Here is a 20,518-nt window from a genome sequence, read left to right on the forward strand (position 1 = left end):
AGGAAAACGCAAGTGCGTTTCAGTCCAAACGCCAAAGCGTTTTTTTGAAACGCAATGGTGTCTTTTTTTCAGGCCGGAAAATTCCCTTCCAAACCCCAAAATCAGCCATAAAAAAACCGCCGGACATTCATCCGACGGTAAAAGCATTGTGAAAATATCGAGTTAACGTTCCGAAGTCTTGGCCGAAAGTTTCTCCAGAAAATATACCAAGAAAAATCCGACCACCATCAGTACTACCGCTTCGAGTACATAGGCATTCGGAAGGATGTTATGTTCTACCAGCGGCTTCACTTCTCCATGACTGTCCACAAATGTTTCCACCACTTCTTTCCAAGGCCATACTTTATTCAATGACCCCAGCATGAAACCGGTCAGCACCGCTAATGTGATATTACGAAAATGGGCCAAGGCATACGACAAGATTCGTGAGAAAGAAGTGATTCCAATACAGGCACCTGCCGCAAAGACCACCATCACCACCACGTCCAGCGTCTTCACCGCATCCATAATGAAGAAGTATTTCCCCAACAACACCAGGATAAAGCTACCGGAAATGCCCGGAAGAATCATCGCACAAATGGCGATGGCCCCGCACACGAAGATAAACAGCAAGTTCGACGGCGTCTCGGCCGGAGTGGCCACCGTAATATAAAACGCTATCACCACCCCTATCACAAAGGCAATCCAAGTTTTCCAGCTTTTCCACTCCTTGATATCTTTCGATACAAACCAAGTGGAAGCCAGCACCAGTCCGAAAAAGAACGACCACACCAATATCGGATGGTCTACCAGCAGCCAGGTAATCAGTTTGGCCAGTGAAAACACGCTGATACCGATTCCTGCCAACAGAAAAAACAAGAAGTTGCCATTGATTTTTTTCCAGAAAGCCCCCCATTTTCCAGTAAAGAACAATTTCAAGCTTTCCAGGTTGATGCTTTTAATTGAATTAATCAACTCATCATAAATACCCACAATGAAGGCAATGGTTCCTCCCGATACGCCGGGAACCACATCTGCAGCTCCCATCCCCATACCTTTTAACATCAGAACCGCATAGTCTTTCAGTTTTCGTTCCATCAATTTATTTGTAAAAAGTTAGCGGATGCAAAGTAAACGAAAAAAAACTGCTATGCTACCATCCATCGGAAACATTTTACGTTTTTTATTGTTACTTTTATAGCGATTATTAAAAAATAGATTGATTATGGCTACAACTTTATTTCAAGGAACTCCTGTCACACTGGCCGGAGAGTTTATACAGAAAGGAGCACAGGCTCCAGATTTTTCACTGGTCAAAGGCGACCTGAGTTCATTCACCCTGGCTGATACCAAAGGTAAATATGTGGTATTGAACATTTTCCCGAGCATGGATACGGGTGTATGTGCCGCTTCTGTCCGTAAGTTCAACCAGCTGGCTGCAGGCATGGAAAATACACTGGTGCTGGCTATCTCTAAGGATTTGCCATTTGCACAAGGACGTTTCTGCACGGCTGAAGGCATCGAACGTGTCATTCCATTGTCAGACTACCGTTACACTTCTACTTTCGGTAAAGATTACGGTGTACTGATGACCGATGGCCCTCTGTGCGGACTGCTGGCTCGCGCCGTAGTAATCCTGAATCCGGAAGGAAAGGTTATCTACACGCAGCTGGTTCCGGAAATCGTGGAAGAGCCCGATTACGAAGCTGCACTGGCTGCCCTCAAATAAAAAGGGAAAACATCTACAATAATAAGAAAGGGACCACCCGTTTCATTACGAGTGGCCCCTTTCCTTATATTATGACCTTGTATGTTTATTCTGCAGAGAATTCCTTGATGCGCTGTTCTTCCGACAAGCGGCAAACCAGCAACGTATTGTTCTTTTCTGCCACAATGTAACCGTCCAGTCCTTGCACCACCACCTTCTTTTCCTGGGTAGTATGTACTATACAATTACGTGATTCATACATTTTAATGTCCGGTCCGATACACACATTGTGATGGGCATCGTGCTTGGAATTTTCATGAAGAGAGCCCCAGGTGCCCAGGTCGCTCCATCCGAAAGAAGCCGGGAACACATATATTTCGTCCGCTTTTTCCATGATGGCATAGTCCACCGAAATATTCTCACAAGTAGGAAACAGTTCATCCACCATCTCCTGCTCCTTGTCGGTATAGAAATAAGGAAAAAGACGTTCGAAAATCTTTGCCATGACCGGCTGATACACACGGATGGCATTGACAATCGTATTGACATTCCATACGAAAATACCTGCATTCCAGAAATAATTTTTCCGCTGCAGATAACGTTCTGCCGTAGCCAAATCCGGTTTTTCACGAAAAGCATCCACCCGATAGATTTCCTTGTTCGAAGGGCAGGCCATCGACAAATCGGCTTCAATGTATCCGTAACCTGTTTCCGGACGGGTCGCTTTCATTCCCAACGTCACAATGGCGTCTGAATCGGCCGTAAACTTCATCGCAGAAGTCACTACACGGTCAAATTCGCGCACGTTCATCACGATATGGTCACTGGGAGTCACTACGATATTGGCTTTGGGGTTGCGGGCCTTGATTTTCCAACTCACATAAGCAATGCAAGGGGCTGTGTTCCGTCGGCAAGGCTCAAGCAGGATATGATCTGAAGAGATTTCCGGCAATTGCTCTTTTACGATATCCGCATATTTTGCAGAGGTAACAACCCATATATTTTCAGGCAGACATACATCTTTAAAACGATCTACGGTCAGTTGGATGAGCGTACGTCCACAACCCAATACATCAATAAACTGTTTGGGCATTTCCGGACTGCTCATCGGCCAAAAGCGACTGCCTATGCCTCCAGCCATAATGACCACGTGATTATTCGTCGGATTCATAACAAACTTTTCTTGGTAACTTCGCAAAGTTAAATGTTTAATTTGAATATTTCCTATCTTTGTAAAAAATTATCTACTGGAAATGAGAACTTACCCATGCGTACTGACCATCGCCGGATCTGACTGTAGCGGCGGGGCAGGCATTCAAGCTGATATCAAAACCATCTCTGCACTGGGTGCCTATGCGGCCAGCGCCATCACCGCCATCACCGTACAAAACACCTGCGGCGTCACCGGTATCCATCCGGTTCCTCCTTCCTACGTGAAGGGACAAATCGAAGCCGTCATGGACGACATCCGCCCGCAGGCCATCAAGATTGGCATGATCAATGACACGAAAATAGTGGAAGTCATTGCTGAAATGCTTCAGAAATACCAACCTCAGTTTGTGGTGTTCGACCCCGTCATGGTATCGACCAGCGGCTGCAAATTGATGGAAGACGAAGCCATTGAAGCCATCACTACCCGGCTGATTCCACTGGCTACCCTGATTACCCCCAACTTGAGCGAAGCAGAAATTTTAGCAGGACAAAAGATCTGTACCGTGGAGGAAATGCAACGACAGGCAAAAGAAATGCTGAAACTGGGATGCCGGGGGGTACTTGTCAAAGGCGGACACCTGGAAGGCGGCCGTATGTGCGATGTACTTCAGGTCAGCGGCGAGGAAGCGCCTCATCTGTTTGCCGCCCCGAAGGTAGACAGCCGGAACACCCACGGTACGGGTTGTACGCTTTCCTCGGCCATTGCCACCTATCTGGCTTTGGGAGAGACTGTTACCGATGCTGTGGAAAAAGCCAAACAATATGTGTACAAGGGTATTGAAGCAGGAAAAGACGTATGCATCGGCCATGGACACGGCCCGCTGAATCACTTCTATTCGCCTGTACCAATGCACATTTTCGACAAAAACGGGTAATATGTCAAAAGAATCATTACCTTTGCAACCAATAACTTAAACCATAAAGAAAATATGAAAGCATTTGTATTTCCTGGACAAGGAGCTCAGTTCGTAGGAATGGGAAAAGACCTGTACGAAACATCTCCGCTTGCCAAAGAATTATTTGAGAAAGCCAACGATATTTTAGGTTACCGCATTACTGATATCATGTTTGAAGGTACAGACGAGGATTTGCGTCAGACAAAGGTCACACAGCCTGCCGTATTCCTTCACTCTGTCATCTCTGCCTTGTGCATGGGTGAAAACTTCAAACCGGAAATGACAGCCGGACACTCTTTGGGTGAATTCTCTGCCCTGGTAGCTGCCGGAGCCTTGTCATTCGAAGACGGACTGAAACTGGTGTATGCACGCGCCATGGCCATGCAGAAAGCCTGCGAAGCCCATCCGTCTACCATGGCGGCCATCATTGCTTTGCCGGATGAGAAGGTAGAAGAAATCTGCGCCTCTGTAGCAGCCGAAGGAGAAGTCTGTGTGGCAGCTAACTACAACTGCCCGGGACAGATTGTGATTTCAGGAAGCATTGAAGGTATCAACAAGGCTTGTGAGCTGATGAAAGCAGCTGGTGCCAAACGTGCCCTCCCGTTGAAAGTAGGTGGTGCTTTCCACTCTCCGCTCATGGACCCTGCCAAGGTTGAACTGGAAGCGGCTATTAACGCTACAGAGTTCCACACCCCGAAATGTCCGATCTACCAGAATGTAGACGCTCTTCCTCATACAGACCCGGCTGAAATCAAGAAGAACCTGGTAGCACAGCTCACTGCTTCTGTTCGTTGGACACAGACCGTACAGCACATGATTGCCGACGGAGCCGACGACTTTACAGAATGTGGTCCGGGCGCCGTACTGCAGGGACTGATCAAGAAAATCAACAAAGAAGTCAATGCACATGGAATAGCATAATCAGACAATCAGTCTGACACAGGCACGAATTATACGAAACTGGCGGATCCCTTTCATACATCCGTGCTAAACCGTATAATTCGTGCTTTTTCTTTTTTTATCAACCACAAATAAAGAACATCACTATGGAAACGACAAAAAAAATCATTATTTATCAGGTCTTTACGAGACTTTTTGGAAATCAGAACAAAACTTGTCAGCCAGATGGAAGCATCGAAGTAAACGGATGCGGAAAAATGAAAGATTTCACCAAACAGGCTTTACATGAAATCAAGAAACTGGGAGCCACCCACATCTGGTACACCGGCCTACTGGCCCATGCTTCTCAAACAGATTATACCGCATACGGTATCCCCAAGAATCATCCTTCCATCGTGAAAGGAAAAGCGGGTTCTCCTTATGCCATCCGAGATTATTATGATGTAGATCCCGACTTGGCCGAACACGTAGATAAACGAATGGAAGAATTCGATGATTTGGTGAAACGTACCCATGAATGTGGGCTGAAAATGATTATCGATTTCGTACCAAACCATGTAGCTCGTCAGTATCATTCCATTGCCAAACCACAAGGAGTAAAAGATTTGGGAGAAGAGGATGACTGCACACAGGCTTTCAATCCACAAAATAACTTCTACTACATTCCAGACCAGAAACTGGGAGGAGAAATTGATTTTTACAACCCGGAAATGGGAACCTACGAGGAAATGCCGGCCAAAGCTACCGGAAACGACCGCTTTGACCCATGGCCCAACCGGAACGACTGGTATGAAACAGTCAAACTGAACTATGGCGTGGATTACATCAACCATACAGGAGGACACTTCGACCCGATACCCAATACTTGGCTGAAAATGGAGCAGATCCTGAACTACTGGGCCGAAAAAGGAATCGACGGTTTCCGTTGCGACATGGCGGAAATGGTTCCCTGCGAATTCTGGGGATGGGTGATTCCGCGCATTAAAGCCACTTATCCGCATATCATCTTTATTGCCGAGGTATATAATCCCAACGAATACCGGAACTACATTTACAACGGACATTTCGATTACTTGTACGACAAAGTGGGACTGTACGACACACTGAGAAACATCACCTGCGGCTATGGTTCAGCCACCGGCATCACGCATTGCTGGCAAAACGTGGACGATATTCAAGACCACATGCTGAACTTCCTGGAAAACCATGACGAACAGCGTATCGCCTCCGGGTTCTTTGCACAAGACCCGTTCAAGGCTATTCCAGCCTTCATCGTTTCAGCTTGTCTGCGGAAAAATCCGGTCATGCTGTATTTCGGACAGGAATTAGGTGAAAAAGGTATGGACAGCGAAGGCTTCAGCGGACGTGACGGACGAACCACCATCTTCGACTACTGGTGTGTGGACAGTATTTTCCGCTGGAACAACCACGGGCGCTGGAATACGCATCTGCTGAATGACAGAGAAAAAGAATTACGTCATATTTATGAAACCATTCTGCATATCTGTCAGACTGAACCGGCCATCAGTGACGGTGACTTTTTCGATTTGATGTATGTCAACCTGAACGGATGGCAGATGAACGAACACAAGCAATATGCTTTCTTGCGGAAATTTGCCAACGAGGTACTGCTGATTATGGTAAACTTCGGGGATGCTGCCGCACAGATTGGCGTCAATATACCTTCACATGCATTCGATTATCTGAAAATGACTCCTGCACCAAAATGCAAATGCAAGGACCTGCTCTCCGGAAAACAGGAAACCATCTGCCTTTCTCCCGACAGTCCGGTCTGCACGGAACTTCCGGCATTCGGCGGAAAAATCCTGAAGTTCAAAATAAAATAACTCATACGCTGCGAAATACCGACCTCTATCGCATAGTTTTGATTTATTTTATTTGGTAACTTGAAACAAAAAGGTATCTTTGCACAAATGAGCCAACTTTGTGCAAACAATCAATACAATTATATGGAAAAAAGTTTTCTGGCCTTTGTAGAAGACAGCATCAAGAACAATTGGGATTTGGATGCCCTGACAGATTATAAAGGAGCCACCTTGCAATACAAGGACGTAGCACGTAAAATAGAGAAACTACATATTCTGCTGGAAGAAAGCGGTATCAAACCAGGCGACAAAGTAGCCTTATGCGGACGTAACAGTTCGCACTGGGGCGTCGCTTTCCTGGCTATCCTGACCTACGGGGCGGTAGCGGTCCCTATTCTACATGAATTCAAGGCAGACAATGTGCACAACATCGTCAATCATTCCGATGCCCGTCTGCTTTTTGTAGGCGATGTGGTATGGGAATCATTGAATGAAAACGAAATGCCCAACCTGGAAGGCATCATCCTGATGACCGACTTCACCCTGCTTGTATGCCGCAGCAAACAGCTGGAATATGCCCGTGAACATTTGAATGAAATGTTCGGGAAAAAGTTTCCCCGCAACTTCCGGAAAGAACATGTCAGCTACCGGAGAGATACACCGGAAGAGCTTGCCCTGATCAACTACACATCAGGAACAACCAGTTTCTCCAAAGGTGTCATGCTTCCCTATCGCAGCCTGTGGTCCAATACGCAGTTCGCTTTTGAAGTCTTGCATCTACAACCAGGAAACAAAGTGATTTCCATCCTTCCCATGGCCCACATGTACGGGCTTGCCTTCGAATTCATCTACGAATTCTGCGCAGGCTGTCATGTATACTTCCTCACTCGCATGCCAAGCCCGAAAATCATCTTCCAGGCCTTTACCGAAGTGAAGCCTCACATCGTGATTTCCGTTCCGCTTATCATTGAGAAAATCATCAAGAAGAACGTATTGCCCAAACTGGAAACACTGAAAATGAAAATCCTGCTGAAGGTGCCCATCATCAATGACAAAATCAAAGAAGCGGTACGTGAACACATGGTACAGGCCTTTGGCGGCAACTTCTATGAGATTATTATCGGAGGAGCAGCCTTCAATCAGGATGTGGAGCGCCTGCTGAGAAGCTTGCATTTCCCTTATACAGTAGGTTATGGCATGACGGAGTGCGGTCCGATTATCAGTTATGAAGACTGGCGGCGCTACAAACCTGGTTCATGTGGAAAAGCAGCTCCCCGAATGGAAATCAAGATTGACAGTCCAGACCCACAAAACGTGGTAGGAGAAATCCTCACAAGAGGCGAAAATGTCATGTTAGGCTATTACAAGAATCCGGAAGCTACCGCCCAAGCCATTGACGCGGAAGGCTGGTTGCATACGGGCGACTTGGGAGTGATGGACAAGGAAGGTAATCTCACCATCAAAGGACGAAGCAAGAATATGCTGCTCGGACCTTCCGGACAGAACATCTATCCGGAAGAGATTGAAGAGAAAATCAGTAACCTGCCGTATGTATGTGAGAACATTGTCATCCAGCAAAGCGACCACAAACTGGCAGCCCTGATTTATCCGGACTTTGATGAAGCATTCAAACAGGGTCTGACCAAGGAAGACATTGAAAGAATCATGGAAGAAAACCGTGTAGCAGTCAATGCGGAACTTCCTGCCTATTCACAGATTGCGCGTGTCAAGATTTATCCGGAAGAGTTTGAAAAAACGCCGAAGAAGAGTATTAAACGATTCCTTTACCAAGAAGTCAAATAATCACCATGAGATTAAAACTTATATCCGTGTTCCTGCTGGGAAGCCTCCTGGCGGGAACACCTGTTTCAGCCCAGAAAAAGGAGCAAAAAAGTGTACTGAAAAAAGGGCCTAATGTATCACTGAACATTACCAGCAAAAAAAAATTCCCTCAACGGACATACTTCAACCTGGGACTGTTCAGCAACTATCCTTGCCTGAACGGAGTGGGCATCAATGCGATTTCAAGCTTGCAACACTATAACGCATACGGCCTGCAGATTTCCGGACTTACCAATGTGGCAGGATTAAAATCCACGGGGGTACAGATTTCAGGTATTGCCAATGTGACAGGAAAAAGAGCCTGTGGATTTATCTTCTCCGGACTAACTAACGTAACAGGGACCTCTGCATACGGCATGTCTGTGGCCGGACTGGGAAACATCTCGGGAGGAGACATTAAAGGTATGGGTATTGCCGGACTGGTCAACGTAAGCGAAGACTTTCGAGGGGTAGCTATTGCGGGACTGGCCAACGTCAACAAAGATGTACAGGCCGGACTGATTCTCAGCGGACTGATGAACGTGTCAGGAACCTCCTCCAGAGGCGTTCAATTGACTTCGTTGCTCAACGTCACAGGAAAATCCAACGAAGGATGGCAGCTGGCTGGTTTAGGAAATGTCAGTGTGGAAAACAAAGGTGTACAAAGTGCCTTACTGAACTACAGCGTGGAAAACAAAGGCGTACAGTTAGGCATAGGTAATGTAAATACCAAAAGTGATGCCCGAGGCTATCAGATAGGAATTATCAACGTAAGTATAGACAGTACGGCACATCAGATAGGCTGTATCAACCTGAAACCGGAAACACGCGTACAAATGATCATCTCCGGAGGTAATGCCAACAAAGGAAGCCTGTCTATCCGCTTCAAGAACAAATTTACTTACACACAGATTGGTGCGGGAGCTTACTATCTGGGAACCGATCGTCCCGTTTCCGTCAGCGGATTTTATCGGGCCGGTGTATATCACAGCCTGACTAAGAAACTCGATCTCAGCGCAGACGTCGGATACTACCACATCGAATCACTGGACAAAAAAAATCAGGGAATCCCCGCACGCTTGTATGCGCTGGAACCTCGCATCAGCTTGGAATACAGCCTGACGAAAAAATTTGGTCTCTTCGTATCCGGCGGATACGGATGGACCCGTACCTATAAAGGCAATCATGCTTTTGACCAGAAAATGGTCTTTGAAGCGGGAATGGTTCTGTTTTAAACAGACCATTCCTCATTTTTTCAGAATCAACTGTTCAGACTTGCAGAACGCACCCGGCTCAAAGTTTCCGGAGTCATCTGCAACAGAGAAGCGATATACACCAAGGGGGCACGCTTCAAGATTTCAGGATGCAACTGAAGCAATTTGTTGTAACGCTCATGGGCCGGTTCAAACCGCAGCGTATCCGCTTTTACCTGCGACTCAATTAAAGACAACTCAAAAATTCTCCGATACCATGCCCCGATACCTGCATCTTTCAGCGCCAACTGCTCCAACCGGTCCTTTGGGATCTCCCACAATATAGAAGGTTCCAAGGTTTCAATCATCAGCCGCGTAGGCTCTTCTTTCAAGTAACTTTCAAGACAAATAACAACTCCTCCTTCGTAGGCAATGTGTTCCGTCAAATCCTTATCGTACTTAAAATAGAATTGACGAGTCAGTCCTTTTTCCACATAAAGCATGCAACGGCAAACGTCACCTTCATTCAAAATCCTTTCACCTTTCTTGTATTTTCTACAAGTCAGTATCTCCGCCAGTTCATGAAGCTGCTCCCGGTTTAGAAGACATTTCATCCCCGACGTCATCAGTCTAGCCACTTCTACATTTGTCATCATACTATTCACTTTTCTCTAACGTTACTTCACTTTTATACGGTCGAAACCTTCTCCAAACACTCCAATTACGGCACTTTGTGAAACAAAAGCCTTGGAATCAATATCTTTTATCAAACGGAAAATCGTGCTTGACTCTCTTTTCTTTGCCAATACAAACATCATCTTGACTCCATTGTGAGTATAACATCCCACCCCATCAATGAAAGTCACGCCACGATGCAGGTCCTTGTTGATGCGGGCTCCAATCTCTTCGTATTTATTGGATATGATGAAAAACTGTACTGACTGACGGGCACTGTTCACCACCTGGTCGAGCACAAAGCTGGAAATAAACAATACCACATATCCGTAAACCACTTTCTCCCAGCTATGTAACACCAAATAACTTGAAGAAATAATAATCACATCGCAAATCAGAATTACTTTTCCCAATGAAATGTCACGGTACTTATTGACAATAGCGGCTATAATATCTGTACCACCGGTACTTCCATTGGCAGAAAATGCCACTCCGATACCCGCTCCACAGAAAGAAGCTCCCAATACACACGACATGAACGGTTGATTATGAATCAAAGGCCCGGAAATAATTTTTTGAATGACACTCAAAATAACGGTCAATGTAAAGACTGCGAAAATGGTCTTCAAACAAAATTTAAGCCCCAAAATTTTCAAGGCAAGTAAAAGCAGCAAGAAATTAATGATTAAATAAGTGTATTGCACCGGAAAACCCGTACCCCAAAAAATAATTGACGCAATACCCGGCACTGCGCCCGAAGGAATATCACTGGGCAACAAAAATCCGGTCCATCCGATACCATACATAATCATTCCCAATGCGATCATTAAATAATCCTTGGTTTCTCTCAATAATTTCTGCTTTCTCGTAGTAGGCAAAGCTGGATTCATCTCTTTGGTTTTCTTTAAAAATTTCGAATGCAAAAGTAAAAAAAAATCCACAGAATTGACTTATATCAATTTCAAAAAATAAGAAAATAAAGCAAGAACAGATTTTCTAAAATGGCATGATTTTTGTAATTTTGCCGGCAAATAGAAGAATAAATGGCATTAGTCAACGAACACCTGCTCAAATTACCGGAAAACTACTTGTTTTCCGATATCGTGAAAAGAGTAAATTCTTTTAAAGTGACACATCCCCAGGCCCGCATCATTCATCTGGGAATCGGCGATGTGACCCTACCTATTCCCAAAGCATGTGTGGAAGCCATGCAAAAAGCTGCCGGAGAATTAGGCAACGCGGAAACCTTCAGAGGATATGGTCCCGAACAAGGATATGATTTCTTAATCGAAGCCATTCTGAAACATGATTATGCGGCTCATGGCATCAATTTTGACAGCAATGAAATATTTATCAGCGATGGTTCAAAATCAGATACGGGAAACATCGGTGACATCCTGCGCCATGACAACAGCATCGGAGTGACTGATCCCATTTATCCGGCCTACATCGACTCCAATGTTTCCTGTGGAAGAGCGGGAGTGCTGGAGGAAGATGGAAAATGGAGCAATGTAGTCTATATGCCTTGCCGTATCGAAAACAATTTCGTGCCGGAAATTCCGAAGCAGCGCATTGACATCATTTATCTATGCTACCCGAACAACCCCACTGGAGCTGTCTTGACGAAGAGCGAACTCAAAAAGTGGGTCAACTATGCCATAGAAAACGATGCACTCATCATTTTCGATGCAGCCTACGAAGCCTATATACAAGATCCCGACATTCCCCACTCTATCTATGAAATCAAAGGGGCCAAGAAAGTAGCCATCGAATTCCGTAGTTTCTCAAAGACCGCCGGATTTACCGGAGTACGCTGCGGATACATGGTCATCCCGAAGGAGGTGACCGCAGCCACCCTGGAAGGAGAACGGGTACAACTGAACAAACTATGGCTCAGACGACAGGCCACCAAATTCAACGGAGTATCTTATATCACTCAGCGAGGAGCCGAAGCAATTTATACTCCGGAGGGGAAAGAACAAGTAAAGGCCATGGTGAAATATTATATGGACAATGCCAAAATCATGAAAAAAATGCTCTCGAAGACCGGTGTACAGTTCTTTGGGGGAGACAATGCACCTTACTTATGGGTAAAGGCACCGGGCAATCAGACCGCATGGAAGTTCTTCGACAAACTGCTGTACGAAGCACACGTAGTGAGCACCCCGGGAGTCGGATTCGGCCCCAGCGGTGAAGGATATGTACGACTGACTTCTTTCGGCGACCGTCACCAATGCGAGGAAGGCATTCGAAGAATCTGTCAGTGCCTGTAAGCAACCTTCCAACACAACCCAATACCTCAAACAACAACCCATACATCAACCATAAAACCAAACAACTTAAATAAGAAATAAGATAGTATGTCTAAATTAAGATTCAGAGTTGTGGAAAAGGCATTCCACAAGAAGCCGGTAGAAGTACCGTCACCGGCAGAACGCCCGAGTGAGTATTTTGCCAAATACGTGTTCAACCGCGAAAAAATGTTCAAGTACCTGCCGAGCAATGTCTATGCCAAACTGATTGACGTCATTGACAACGGCGCTTCTCTCGACCGCAGCATCGCCAATGCCGTAGCCGACGGAATGAAACGTTGGGCCATCGAACTGGGAGTAACGCACTACACCCACTGGTTCCAGCCTTTGACCGAAGGCACCGCCGAAAAGCACGACGCATTCGTGGAACATGACGGAAAAGGCGGCATGCTGGAAGAATTCTCCGGCAAGTTGCTGGTACAGCAGGAATCAGACGGTTCGTCATTCCCGAACGGAGGTATCCGTAATACATTCGAAGCGCGCGGTTACAGTGCATGGGATCCTTCCTCACCGGTATTCGTAGTAGATGACACCTTGTGCATCCCTACCGTATTCATAGCCTATACCGGCGAATCACTCGACTACAAGGCTCCATTGCTGAAGGCCCTACGTGCAGTCAACAAAGCCGCACTCGATGTGATGCACTACTTCGACCCGTCAGTAAAGAAAATTGTATCTTATCTGGGTTGGGAACAGGAATATTTCCTGGTAGACGAAGGATTGTATGCCGCACGTCCGGACCTGTTGCTGACAGGACGTACTTTGATGGGACACGAAGCATCCAAGAACCAACAGTTGGAAGACCACTATTTCGGTGCTATTCCGACCCGTGTGGCTGCTTTCATGAAAGACCTCGAAATCCAGGCTCTTGAACTGGGTATTCCAGTCAAGACCCGTCACAATGAGGTAGCTCCGAACCAGTTCGAGCTGGCTCCTATTTACGAAGAATGTAACCTGGCCGTAGACCACAACATGCTGATCATGTCGCTGATGCGGAAGATTGCCCGCAACCACGGATTCCGCGTGCTGCTGCATGAAAAACCGTTCAAAGGCGTCAACGGCTCCGGAAAGCACAACAACTGGTCGCTCGGTACCGACACCGGTACACTGTTGATGGCTCCAGGCAAAACCTCCGAAGACAACCTGCGTTTCATCACCTTCGTAGTGAATACCCTGATGGCTGTGTACCGCCACAACGGATTGTTGAAAGCTTCCATCATGAGCGCCACCAACGCACACCGTCTGGGAGCTAACGAAGCACCTCCCGCCATCATCTCTTCTTTCCTGGGTACTCAGCTGAGTAAAGTACTCGACCATCTGGAAGAAAGCACCAATAACGACCTCGTGTCTTTGGGAGGAAAGCAGGGAATGAAACTCGACATTCCGCAAATTCCGGAACTGCTGATTGATAATACAGACCGAAATCGTACGTCGCCGTTTGCCTTTACCGGTAACCGTTTCGAATTCCGTGCACCGGGATCGGAAGCTAACTGTGCCAGCGCCATGATTGCCCTGAACACTGCCGTAGCTGAACAGCTCACTGAATTCAAGAAAGAAGTGGACGAACTGATTGAAAAAGGGGAACCGAAGATTTCAGCCATCATCCAGGTAGTCCGCAAATGCATCAAGGAATGCAAGCCTATCCGCTTCGACGGCAACGGTTACAGCGAAGAATGGAAAGAAGAAGCAGCCCGCCGCGGTCTGGACTGTGAAACCAGCTGTCCGGTCATCTTCGACAATTACCTGAAACCGGAAAGCATCCACATGTTCGAATCTACCGGTGTCATGAACCGCAAGGAGCTGGAAGCTCGCAACGAGGTGAAATGGGAAATGTATACCAAGAAAATCCAGATAGAAGCCCGTGTGCTGGGTGACCTGGTAATGAACCACGTGGTTCCGGTAGCCATTGAATACCAGAGCAAGCTGATTGACAATGCTTACAAGATGAAATCTTTGTTCCCGGAAGACGAAGCTCATGCACTGTCGGCTGAGAACCTGAACATCATCAAAGCGATTTCGGAACATACTTCATACATCAAGAAGCATGTGGACGAAATGGTAGAAGCCCGCAAAGTGGCCAACCGCATTACCACTGAACGTGAAAAGGCAATCGCCTACCACGACACAGTGGCTCCGATGCTGGAACAAATTCGTTACCACATTGACAAGCTGGAACTGATTGTAGACGACCAGATGTGGACGCTCCCGAAATACCGCGAACTGCTGTTCGTACGATAATTCGGCCGTACCCCACAACCTTATTTTTATCATCCCCGAAGGCTTTTCAAAGGCTATTTTCTGCCAGAAAGCCCTTCGGGGATTTGTTATTGACGCACTTTTCTAACATTTTGTCCGGTACAAAAGATTTATTTTCTACAAAGTATATATCTTTGCAGCATGGAATGGTTAATAAATTTATTTGTAGAACAGTCTCCACTACAGGCGGTCATCATACTTTCCTTGATTACAGCCATCGGGTTAGGATTAGGGAAAATTCATGTTTTCGGAATATCGCTCGGAGTTACCTTTGTCTTTTTTATGGGTATCCTGGCAGGACATCTGGGCTTTGCCATTGACCCGCAAATGCTAAGCTACGCAGAAAGCTTCGGACTGGTATTGTTTGTCTATGCATTAGGACTGCAAGTCGGTCCCGGTTTTTTCAGTTCCTTCCAACGAGGAGGTTTCAGCCTCAATATGCTGGGGTTGGGAGTCATTTTCCTGGGTACCCTCATGGCAGTCATCCTGAGTCTGACTACCCCGATAGGCCTTCCCGACATGGTAGGTATCTTATGCGGTGCTACCACTAATACACCGGCACTGGGTGCCGCCCAACAAACCTTAAAGCAGTTGGGAGAACCTACCAGCGGAGCTGCCCTCAGCTGTGCGGTAACCTATCCACTGGGAGTAGTGGGTGTCATTTTAGCCATTTTAGTCATCAAAAAATTCTTTGTCCGTCCTTCCGATATGCACGAACGGGAACACGATGACCCGAACCATACTTACATAGCCACTTTCCAGGTGCATAACCCTGCTATCTTCAACAAAAGCATACAAAGCATCGCTCAAGCCGGATATCCCAAATTTGTCATTTCCCGACTCTGGCGGGAAGGTACCGTCAGTATCCCTACTTCCGAAAAGATTCTGAAAGAGAACGACCGCATCCTGGTCATCACGACCGAAAAGGATGCCCCCACCCTGACCATTCTTTTCGGGGAACAGGAGAAACGGGACTGGAACAAGGAAGACATCGACTGGAATGCCATCGACAGCAAACTGATATCCAAACACATCGTCGTGTCACGTCCGGAAATCAACGGGAAAAAGCTGGGCTCGCTCCGTCTGCGAAACACATACGGCATCAACATCAGCCGGGTACTCCGTAGCGGTGTGCAACTGCTGGCCACTCCAGGACTGGTGTTGCAATTGGGCGACCGACTGACCGTGGTAGGTGAAGCGGCTGCCATCCAAAATGTCGAAAAAGTACTGGGAAATACGGTCAAGACCCTGAAAGACCCGAACCTGGCCTCTATCTTTATCGGTATCGTACTGGGACTGGTGGTCGGCTCTATCCCCATTGCCATCCCGGGTATCAGCTCACCGGTCAAGCTGGGACTGGCGGGCGGTCCTATCATCATGGGTATCCTGATCGGGGCCTACGGTCCTCGCCTGCACTTGGTCACCTATACCACCCGAAGCGCCAACCTGATGCTGAGAGGTATCGGACTTTCGCTCTATCTGGCCTGCCTCGGACTGGATGCCGGAGCCCACTTCTTTGAAACCGTCATGCGGCCGGAAGGAGCCCTGTGGGTAGGTATCGGCTTCCTGATTACCTTCATTCCGGTAGTCATCATGGCACTGGTGGCACTCCGCCTGTGCAAGATGGACTTCGGAAACACCTGCGGCATGCTGTGCGGCAGCATGGCAAACCCCATGGCCCTGAACTATGCCAACGACATCATCCCCGGCGACGAACCTTCCGTAAGCTATGCCACCGTCTATCCGCTCGGCATGTTTACCCGCGTCATCATCGCCCAACTGATACTGATGTTGTTCTTATAAAGTAAAATCTAAACTAAACCACTCACATGGAAACGTATAAACAAATCACACCCGAAATGATACAAGAGGATATCCGTTACCTGGAACTCCTCTCCCACGATTTTCCCAGCCTGGCTGCTGCCAGTACGGAAATCATCAACCTGGAAGCCATCCTCAACCTGCCAAAAGGTACAGAACATTTTCTGGCCGACCTTCACGGAGAGTATGAAGCCTTCCAGCACGTGCTCCGCAACGCTTCAGGAGCCATCAAGCGGAAAGTCAACGAGATTTTCGGCAACAACCTCCGCGAAATGGAGAAAAAGGAGCTTTGCACGTTGATTTATTATCCGGAACAGAAGCTGCAACTGGTGAAAGAAGTGGAAAAAGACCTGGTAGACTGGTATGTCATTACCTTGAACCAGCTGGTAAAAGTGTGCCAGAATGTTTCTTCCAAATATACCCGCTCAAAAGTCCGCAAGGCACTTCCCGAAGAATTCTCCTACATCATCCAGGAGTTGCTTCACGAAAGTTCCATGGACCCCAACAAGCAGGCCTACATCAATGTCATTATCCGCACCATCATCGATACCCGGCGTGCCGATGACTTCATCATCGCCATGTGCAACCTGATTCAACGGCTGACCATCGACTCCCTGCACATTTTAGGAGATATTTTCGACCGTGGTCCCGGACCTCACATCATCATGGATACGCTCTGCGACTATCACAACTTCGACATCCAATGGGGAAACCACGACATCCTGTGGATGGGAGCTGCTTCGGGCAACGACTGCTGCATTGCCAACGTACTCCGCCTGGCCATGCGCTACGGAAACCTCCCGGCACTGGAAGACGGTTACGGCATCAACCTGCTCCCGCTGGCAACCTTTGCCATGGAAGCATATGCCAACGACCCGTGTGAATATTTCGTGCCCAAAATAGCTCCGGAAAGCAGTACCTACAATGACAAGACCTTGCGACTCATCTCGCAGATGCACAAGGCCATCACCATCATACAGTTCAAGCTGGAAGCAGCCGCCATTCTCCGTCATCCGGAATTTGAGATGAACGACCGCATGCTGCTGCACCACATCGACTTCAAACGGAAAGTATTCCAGCTCGACGGCAAAGACTACGAAATGCGCGACTGCCTGTTCCCAACTGTGGATCCGGAACATCCGTACCAGCTGACAGAAGAAGAACAGGAAATCGTGGAAAAACTGCACAATTCTTTCACTGGCAGCGAAAAACTGCGCAAGCACATGAAGTGTCTATTCCGCTACGGCTGCATGTACAATGTCTGCAATTCCAACCTGCTTTTCCATGCCTCCATGCCGATGAACGCCGACGGCACTTTGAAGGAAGTAAGCATATTAGGACAGAACTACAAGGGAGAGGCCCTGCTGAAACGGGTAGGACAACTCATCCGTACCGCTTATTTTGCCGAAGACGACCATCCGGAAAAAGCGTTTGCCAGAGATTTCATCTGGTATCTGTGGTGCGGCAAGAACTCCCCGGCCTTCGACAAGAGCAAGATGGCTACTTTCGAACGGTACTTCCTGACCGACAAAGAAACCCACAAGGAAATAAAAGGATACTATTACACCTTGCGCGACCGGGAAGATATCTGCGACATGATTATGGATGAATTCGGCGTGGAAGGCGAACACCGCCACATCATCAACGGTCACGTACCTGTGAAAGCCGTGAAGGGCGAAAAGCCTATCAAGGCCAATGGCAAGCTGATGGTCATCGACGGCGGATTCTCCAGAGCCTACCAGCCGGAAACCGGTATTGCAGGCTACACGCTGGTATACCATTCCCGCGGTTTCCAACTCGTACAGCATGAGCCGTTCACTTCTACCCAGAAAGCCATCGAGGAAGGACTCGACATCAAGTCGACTACCCAGATTGTGGAAATGAGCAGCAAGCGAATGATGGTGAAGGATACCGACAAAGGACGTGAACTGATGGTACAGATTGAAGACCTGAAGAAACTCTTAGTAGCCTACCAGAACGGTATCATCAAAGAAAAAGGGATGTAAATATCCTCTCCAAAAAACGCTTAGACGTTTCAAGTAAAACGCAAGCGCATTTGAACCAAAACGCTTTGACGTTTTATCTAAAACGCAAGTACGTTTTACCCGAAACGTACTTGCGTTTTCTTTTAAATGCACTTGCGTTTTTCCAGCCCCTTCACAAAGACACATTTTTAAGCTTCCAGAGTCTTTTTTTTACATCATAGCGTATCTTTTTTTCATGAAACGCTTGCATATTCAAAAATAATGCGTACCTTTGCACCCGTGATTGAAAAACGCTTCAACACAAAGCCAGGATGGCCCGTTCGTCTATCGGTTAGGACGCAAGATTTTCATTCTTGAAAGGGGGGTTCGATTCCCCCACGGGCTACTGAAAAAAGAAACAACGCATACGGTATTCCGATGCAAAAGGATGGCCCGTTCGTCTATCGGTTAGGACGCAAGATTTTCATTCTTGAAAGGGGGGTTCGATTCCCCCACGGGCTACTGAAAAGCTGTCTCAATTCTTGAGGCGGCTTTTTTCATGTCCACAAGAATGATGCCCGCAATAAAAAAGGTGCCGAAGGCTGACGCCTTCAAGCACCTCTCTTGTGAATCAATAAATATGACAATTATTTATACCCCGTCAGTTTCCTTTAGAAGATGACACCCAAACGGAAACCAGCCTGGTTCTGTCCTTCTACATCGAAAGTCAACGTCTGGGTCTTGTTCGTAGCATAGCTGTAATATCCGGCTACGTGGAATCCCCACTTCTTTCCTGTAGGATAGATCTTCACACCGATTTCAGGAGACACATAGAATCCCCATGACTTGTCATACATACCGGTACTTCCAAAATAGGTCGTATAGCGGGCAAACATGGTACCGGCCTTTACTCCTACATACGGTTTTACATAACGGTTGGTAGAAAGATTATAAGCTCCCATCACGCCAAACGGTACCTGAAAAGCCGAACGCTGCTGGTCGGTAGTCAAAGATTCCGTAGGAGACAATGACAAGGTCTGCCGCCCTACATACTGATGATTGGTATGATAGGAAGCAAACACTCCCACTTCCCAACGAGGGGTCAATTCATATCCCAATTCAAAGTTCATTCCCCATCCGCTCAGCTTGTCTGCAAAATTGGTGGAGAAAGGAGCATTCATTTGCCAGTCAATCTTCAAGGTAGTCTTGCTGACATCATATTGCGAAAATCCTTTTACGGCTACTCCAAGGCACATAAAGGTCACCAACGCTATTCTTTTCAATACATTTAGTTTCATTTGAAATTCCTCCTTAGTTTAATTGACCGATTTGATATAAGGTGACTGTTCAAAGGCCTGAACTACCGCATCCTCTAACAAACTTTGATTGAAACGTCCGCTATACTGGAATCCGGACGCACTGGCATACCAGACTACTGGAAGATTCTTTGATGAACTGTCTGTTCCTGCTGAAAGGTCTACCATCTCCATCACCAATGTATTCGTATTGTAAGAATAGGTGACAGGGTACGGATAATACCATCCGGACCAAGGCCCCCAGAAACCATAGTCCCACCAGCCGCCCCAGTAGCCACCAGTAGTCACTTGAGTGGTCTGAGCCACGTAAGACAGCTGTACGCCTACGCTGGCCTCATCCTTTTTCTCCGGGTCAAGGATACGGGTATATCCACGGCTGTTCATTTCTTCAGCCACTTCATTCAGAATTGCTTTTGCATTCTCATCTTTCCAGTAAGTGGCACGATGTCCACCTGCCTCCAGAATACTGTCGGGCAGGAAATAAGTTTTATAGCTACCAAAGTCGGCATCCTTGTCATAATCGGTGTACACCACCAGATCCGCATCCAGCTTGTTCATGTCAGGGTCTTTCTCACAAGCCGACAACCCTAACAACAGACACGCAAAAAATAAAATTTTTCTCATACTACATTCCAATTT

Annotated in this window: 16 protein-coding genes and 2 tRNA genes; 12 read left to right on the forward strand and 6 right to left on the reverse strand. The window is 47.0% G+C overall.

Going from position 1 to position 20,518, the window contains the following annotated elements; translation table 11 throughout:
• Positions 1-162: 162 nt before the first annotated feature.
• Complete coding sequence (locus tag H6A28_RS03580; RefSeq protein WP_204475827.1) at positions 163-1,077, reverse strand: DUF368 domain-containing protein; 915 nt, start codon at positions 1,075-1,077, stop codon at positions 163-165.
• A 127-nt stretch (positions 1,078-1,204) separates the two neighbouring features.
• Here H6A28_RS03580 and tpx point away from each other — a divergent pair, with 127 nt between their 5' ends.
• Entirely contained in the window at positions 1,205-1,708 is a 504-nt protein-coding gene (gene tpx / locus H6A28_RS03585) for a thiol peroxidase (RefSeq protein WP_204478873.1), read from the forward strand.
• A gap of 85 nt (positions 1,709-1,793) precedes the next feature.
• On the opposite strand, the gene H6A28_RS03590 is transcribed toward tpx, so the two are convergent.
• Positions 1,794-2,858 carry a mannose-1-phosphate guanylyltransferase gene (locus tag H6A28_RS03590; protein ID WP_204475825.1) on the reverse strand — a complete coding sequence of 355 codons (1,065 nt, stop codon included), beginning with the start codon at positions 2,856-2,858 and terminating at the stop codon, positions 1,794-1,796.
• An 82-nt stretch (positions 2,859-2,940) separates the two neighbouring features.
• Here H6A28_RS03590 and thiD point away from each other — a divergent pair, with 82 nt between their 5' ends.
• From thiD to H6A28_RS03615, 5 genes are all read left to right on the forward strand, one after another.
• A complete protein-coding gene (thiD, locus tag H6A28_RS03595) occupies positions 2,941-3,774 on the forward strand; it encodes a bifunctional hydroxymethylpyrimidine kinase/phosphomethylpyrimidine kinase (RefSeq protein WP_204475824.1) in 834 nt (277 codons plus the stop codon).
• Positions 3,775-3,828: 54 nt separating this feature from the next.
• Positions 3,829-4,716: an ACP S-malonyltransferase gene (gene fabD / locus H6A28_RS03600; RefSeq protein WP_204475823.1), complete on the forward strand. Its 888-nt coding sequence runs from the start codon at positions 3,829-3,831 to the stop codon at positions 4,714-4,716.
• A 125-nt stretch (positions 4,717-4,841) separates the two neighbouring features.
• The gene (locus tag H6A28_RS03605) at positions 4,842-6,542 is read left to right on the forward strand and encodes an alpha-amylase family protein (RefSeq protein ID WP_204478874.1); all 1,701 of its coding nucleotides are present in this window, start codon (positions 4,842-4,844) and stop codon (positions 6,540-6,542) included.
• A 123-nt stretch (positions 6,543-6,665) separates the two neighbouring features.
• A complete protein-coding gene (locus H6A28_RS03610) occupies positions 6,666-8,324 on the forward strand; it encodes an AMP-binding protein (RefSeq protein WP_204478876.1) in 1,659 nt (552 codons plus the stop codon).
• 5 nt (positions 8,325-8,329) lie between these two features.
• On the forward strand, positions 8,330-9,577 hold the full coding sequence (locus tag H6A28_RS03615; RefSeq protein WP_204478878.1) for a hypothetical protein: 1,248 nt from the start codon (positions 8,330-8,332) through the stop codon (positions 9,575-9,577).
• Between the two features lie 26 nt (positions 9,578-9,603).
• On the opposite strand, the gene H6A28_RS03620 is transcribed toward H6A28_RS03615, so the two are convergent.
• Both H6A28_RS03620 and H6A28_RS03625 read right to left on the reverse strand, forming a co-directional pair.
• On the reverse strand, positions 9,604-10,191 hold the full coding sequence (locus H6A28_RS03620) for a Crp/Fnr family transcriptional regulator (protein ID WP_204475819.1): 588 nt from the start codon (positions 10,189-10,191) through the stop codon (positions 9,604-9,606).
• A gap of 21 nt (positions 10,192-10,212) precedes the next feature.
• Positions 10,213-11,100, reverse strand: coding sequence for a YitT family protein (locus H6A28_RS03625; RefSeq protein WP_204478879.1), 888 nt, complete (start codon positions 11,098-11,100; stop codon positions 10,213-10,215).
• 153 nt (positions 11,101-11,253) lie between these two features.
• Here H6A28_RS03625 and H6A28_RS03630 point away from each other — a divergent pair, with 153 nt between their 5' ends.
• From H6A28_RS03630 to H6A28_RS03655, 6 genes are all read left to right on the forward strand, one after another.
• Complete coding sequence (locus H6A28_RS03630) at positions 11,254-12,483, forward strand: LL-diaminopimelate aminotransferase (protein WP_204475817.1); 1,230 nt, start codon at positions 11,254-11,256, stop codon at positions 12,481-12,483.
• Positions 12,484-12,570: 87 nt separating this feature from the next.
• Entirely contained in the window at positions 12,571-14,760 is a 2,190-nt protein-coding gene (locus H6A28_RS03635; RefSeq protein WP_204475816.1) for a glutamine synthetase III, read from the forward strand.
• 159 nt (positions 14,761-14,919) lie between these two features.
• Entirely contained in the window at positions 14,920-16,581 is a 1,662-nt protein-coding gene (locus H6A28_RS03640) for a putative transporter (RefSeq protein WP_204475815.1), read from the forward strand.
• 26 nt (positions 16,582-16,607) lie between these two features.
• Positions 16,608-18,605 carry a fructose-1,6-bisphosphatase gene (locus H6A28_RS03645; RefSeq protein ID WP_204475814.1) on the forward strand — a complete coding sequence of 666 codons (1,998 nt, stop codon included), beginning with the start codon at positions 16,608-16,610 and terminating at the stop codon, positions 18,603-18,605.
• A gap of 292 nt (positions 18,606-18,897) precedes the next feature.
• Positions 18,898-18,969: transfer RNA gene (locus tag H6A28_RS03650), tRNA-Glu, on the forward strand.
• Positions 18,970-19,013: 44 nt separating this feature from the next.
• A tRNA-Glu gene (locus tag H6A28_RS03655) sits at positions 19,014-19,085 on the forward strand.
• 149 nt (positions 19,086-19,234) lie between these two features.
• On the opposite strand, the gene H6A28_RS03660 is transcribed toward H6A28_RS03655, so the two are convergent.
• Both H6A28_RS03660 and H6A28_RS03665 read right to left on the reverse strand, forming a co-directional pair.
• Positions 19,235-19,861 carry an outer membrane beta-barrel protein gene (locus tag H6A28_RS03660; RefSeq protein WP_204475813.1) on the reverse strand — a complete coding sequence of 209 codons (627 nt, stop codon included), beginning with the start codon at positions 19,859-19,861 and terminating at the stop codon, positions 19,235-19,237.
• An 18-nt stretch (positions 19,862-19,879) separates the two neighbouring features.
• Complete coding sequence (locus H6A28_RS03665) at positions 19,880-20,503, reverse strand: DUF4136 domain-containing protein (RefSeq protein WP_204475812.1); 624 nt, start codon at positions 20,501-20,503, stop codon at positions 19,880-19,882.
• Positions 20,504-20,518: the final 15 nt, after the last annotated feature.

The sequence above is a fragment of the Bacteroides mediterraneensis genome (genome assembly GCF_016900355.1).
GTDB lineage: Bacteria > Bacteroidota > Bacteroidia > Bacteroidales > Bacteroidaceae > Phocaeicola.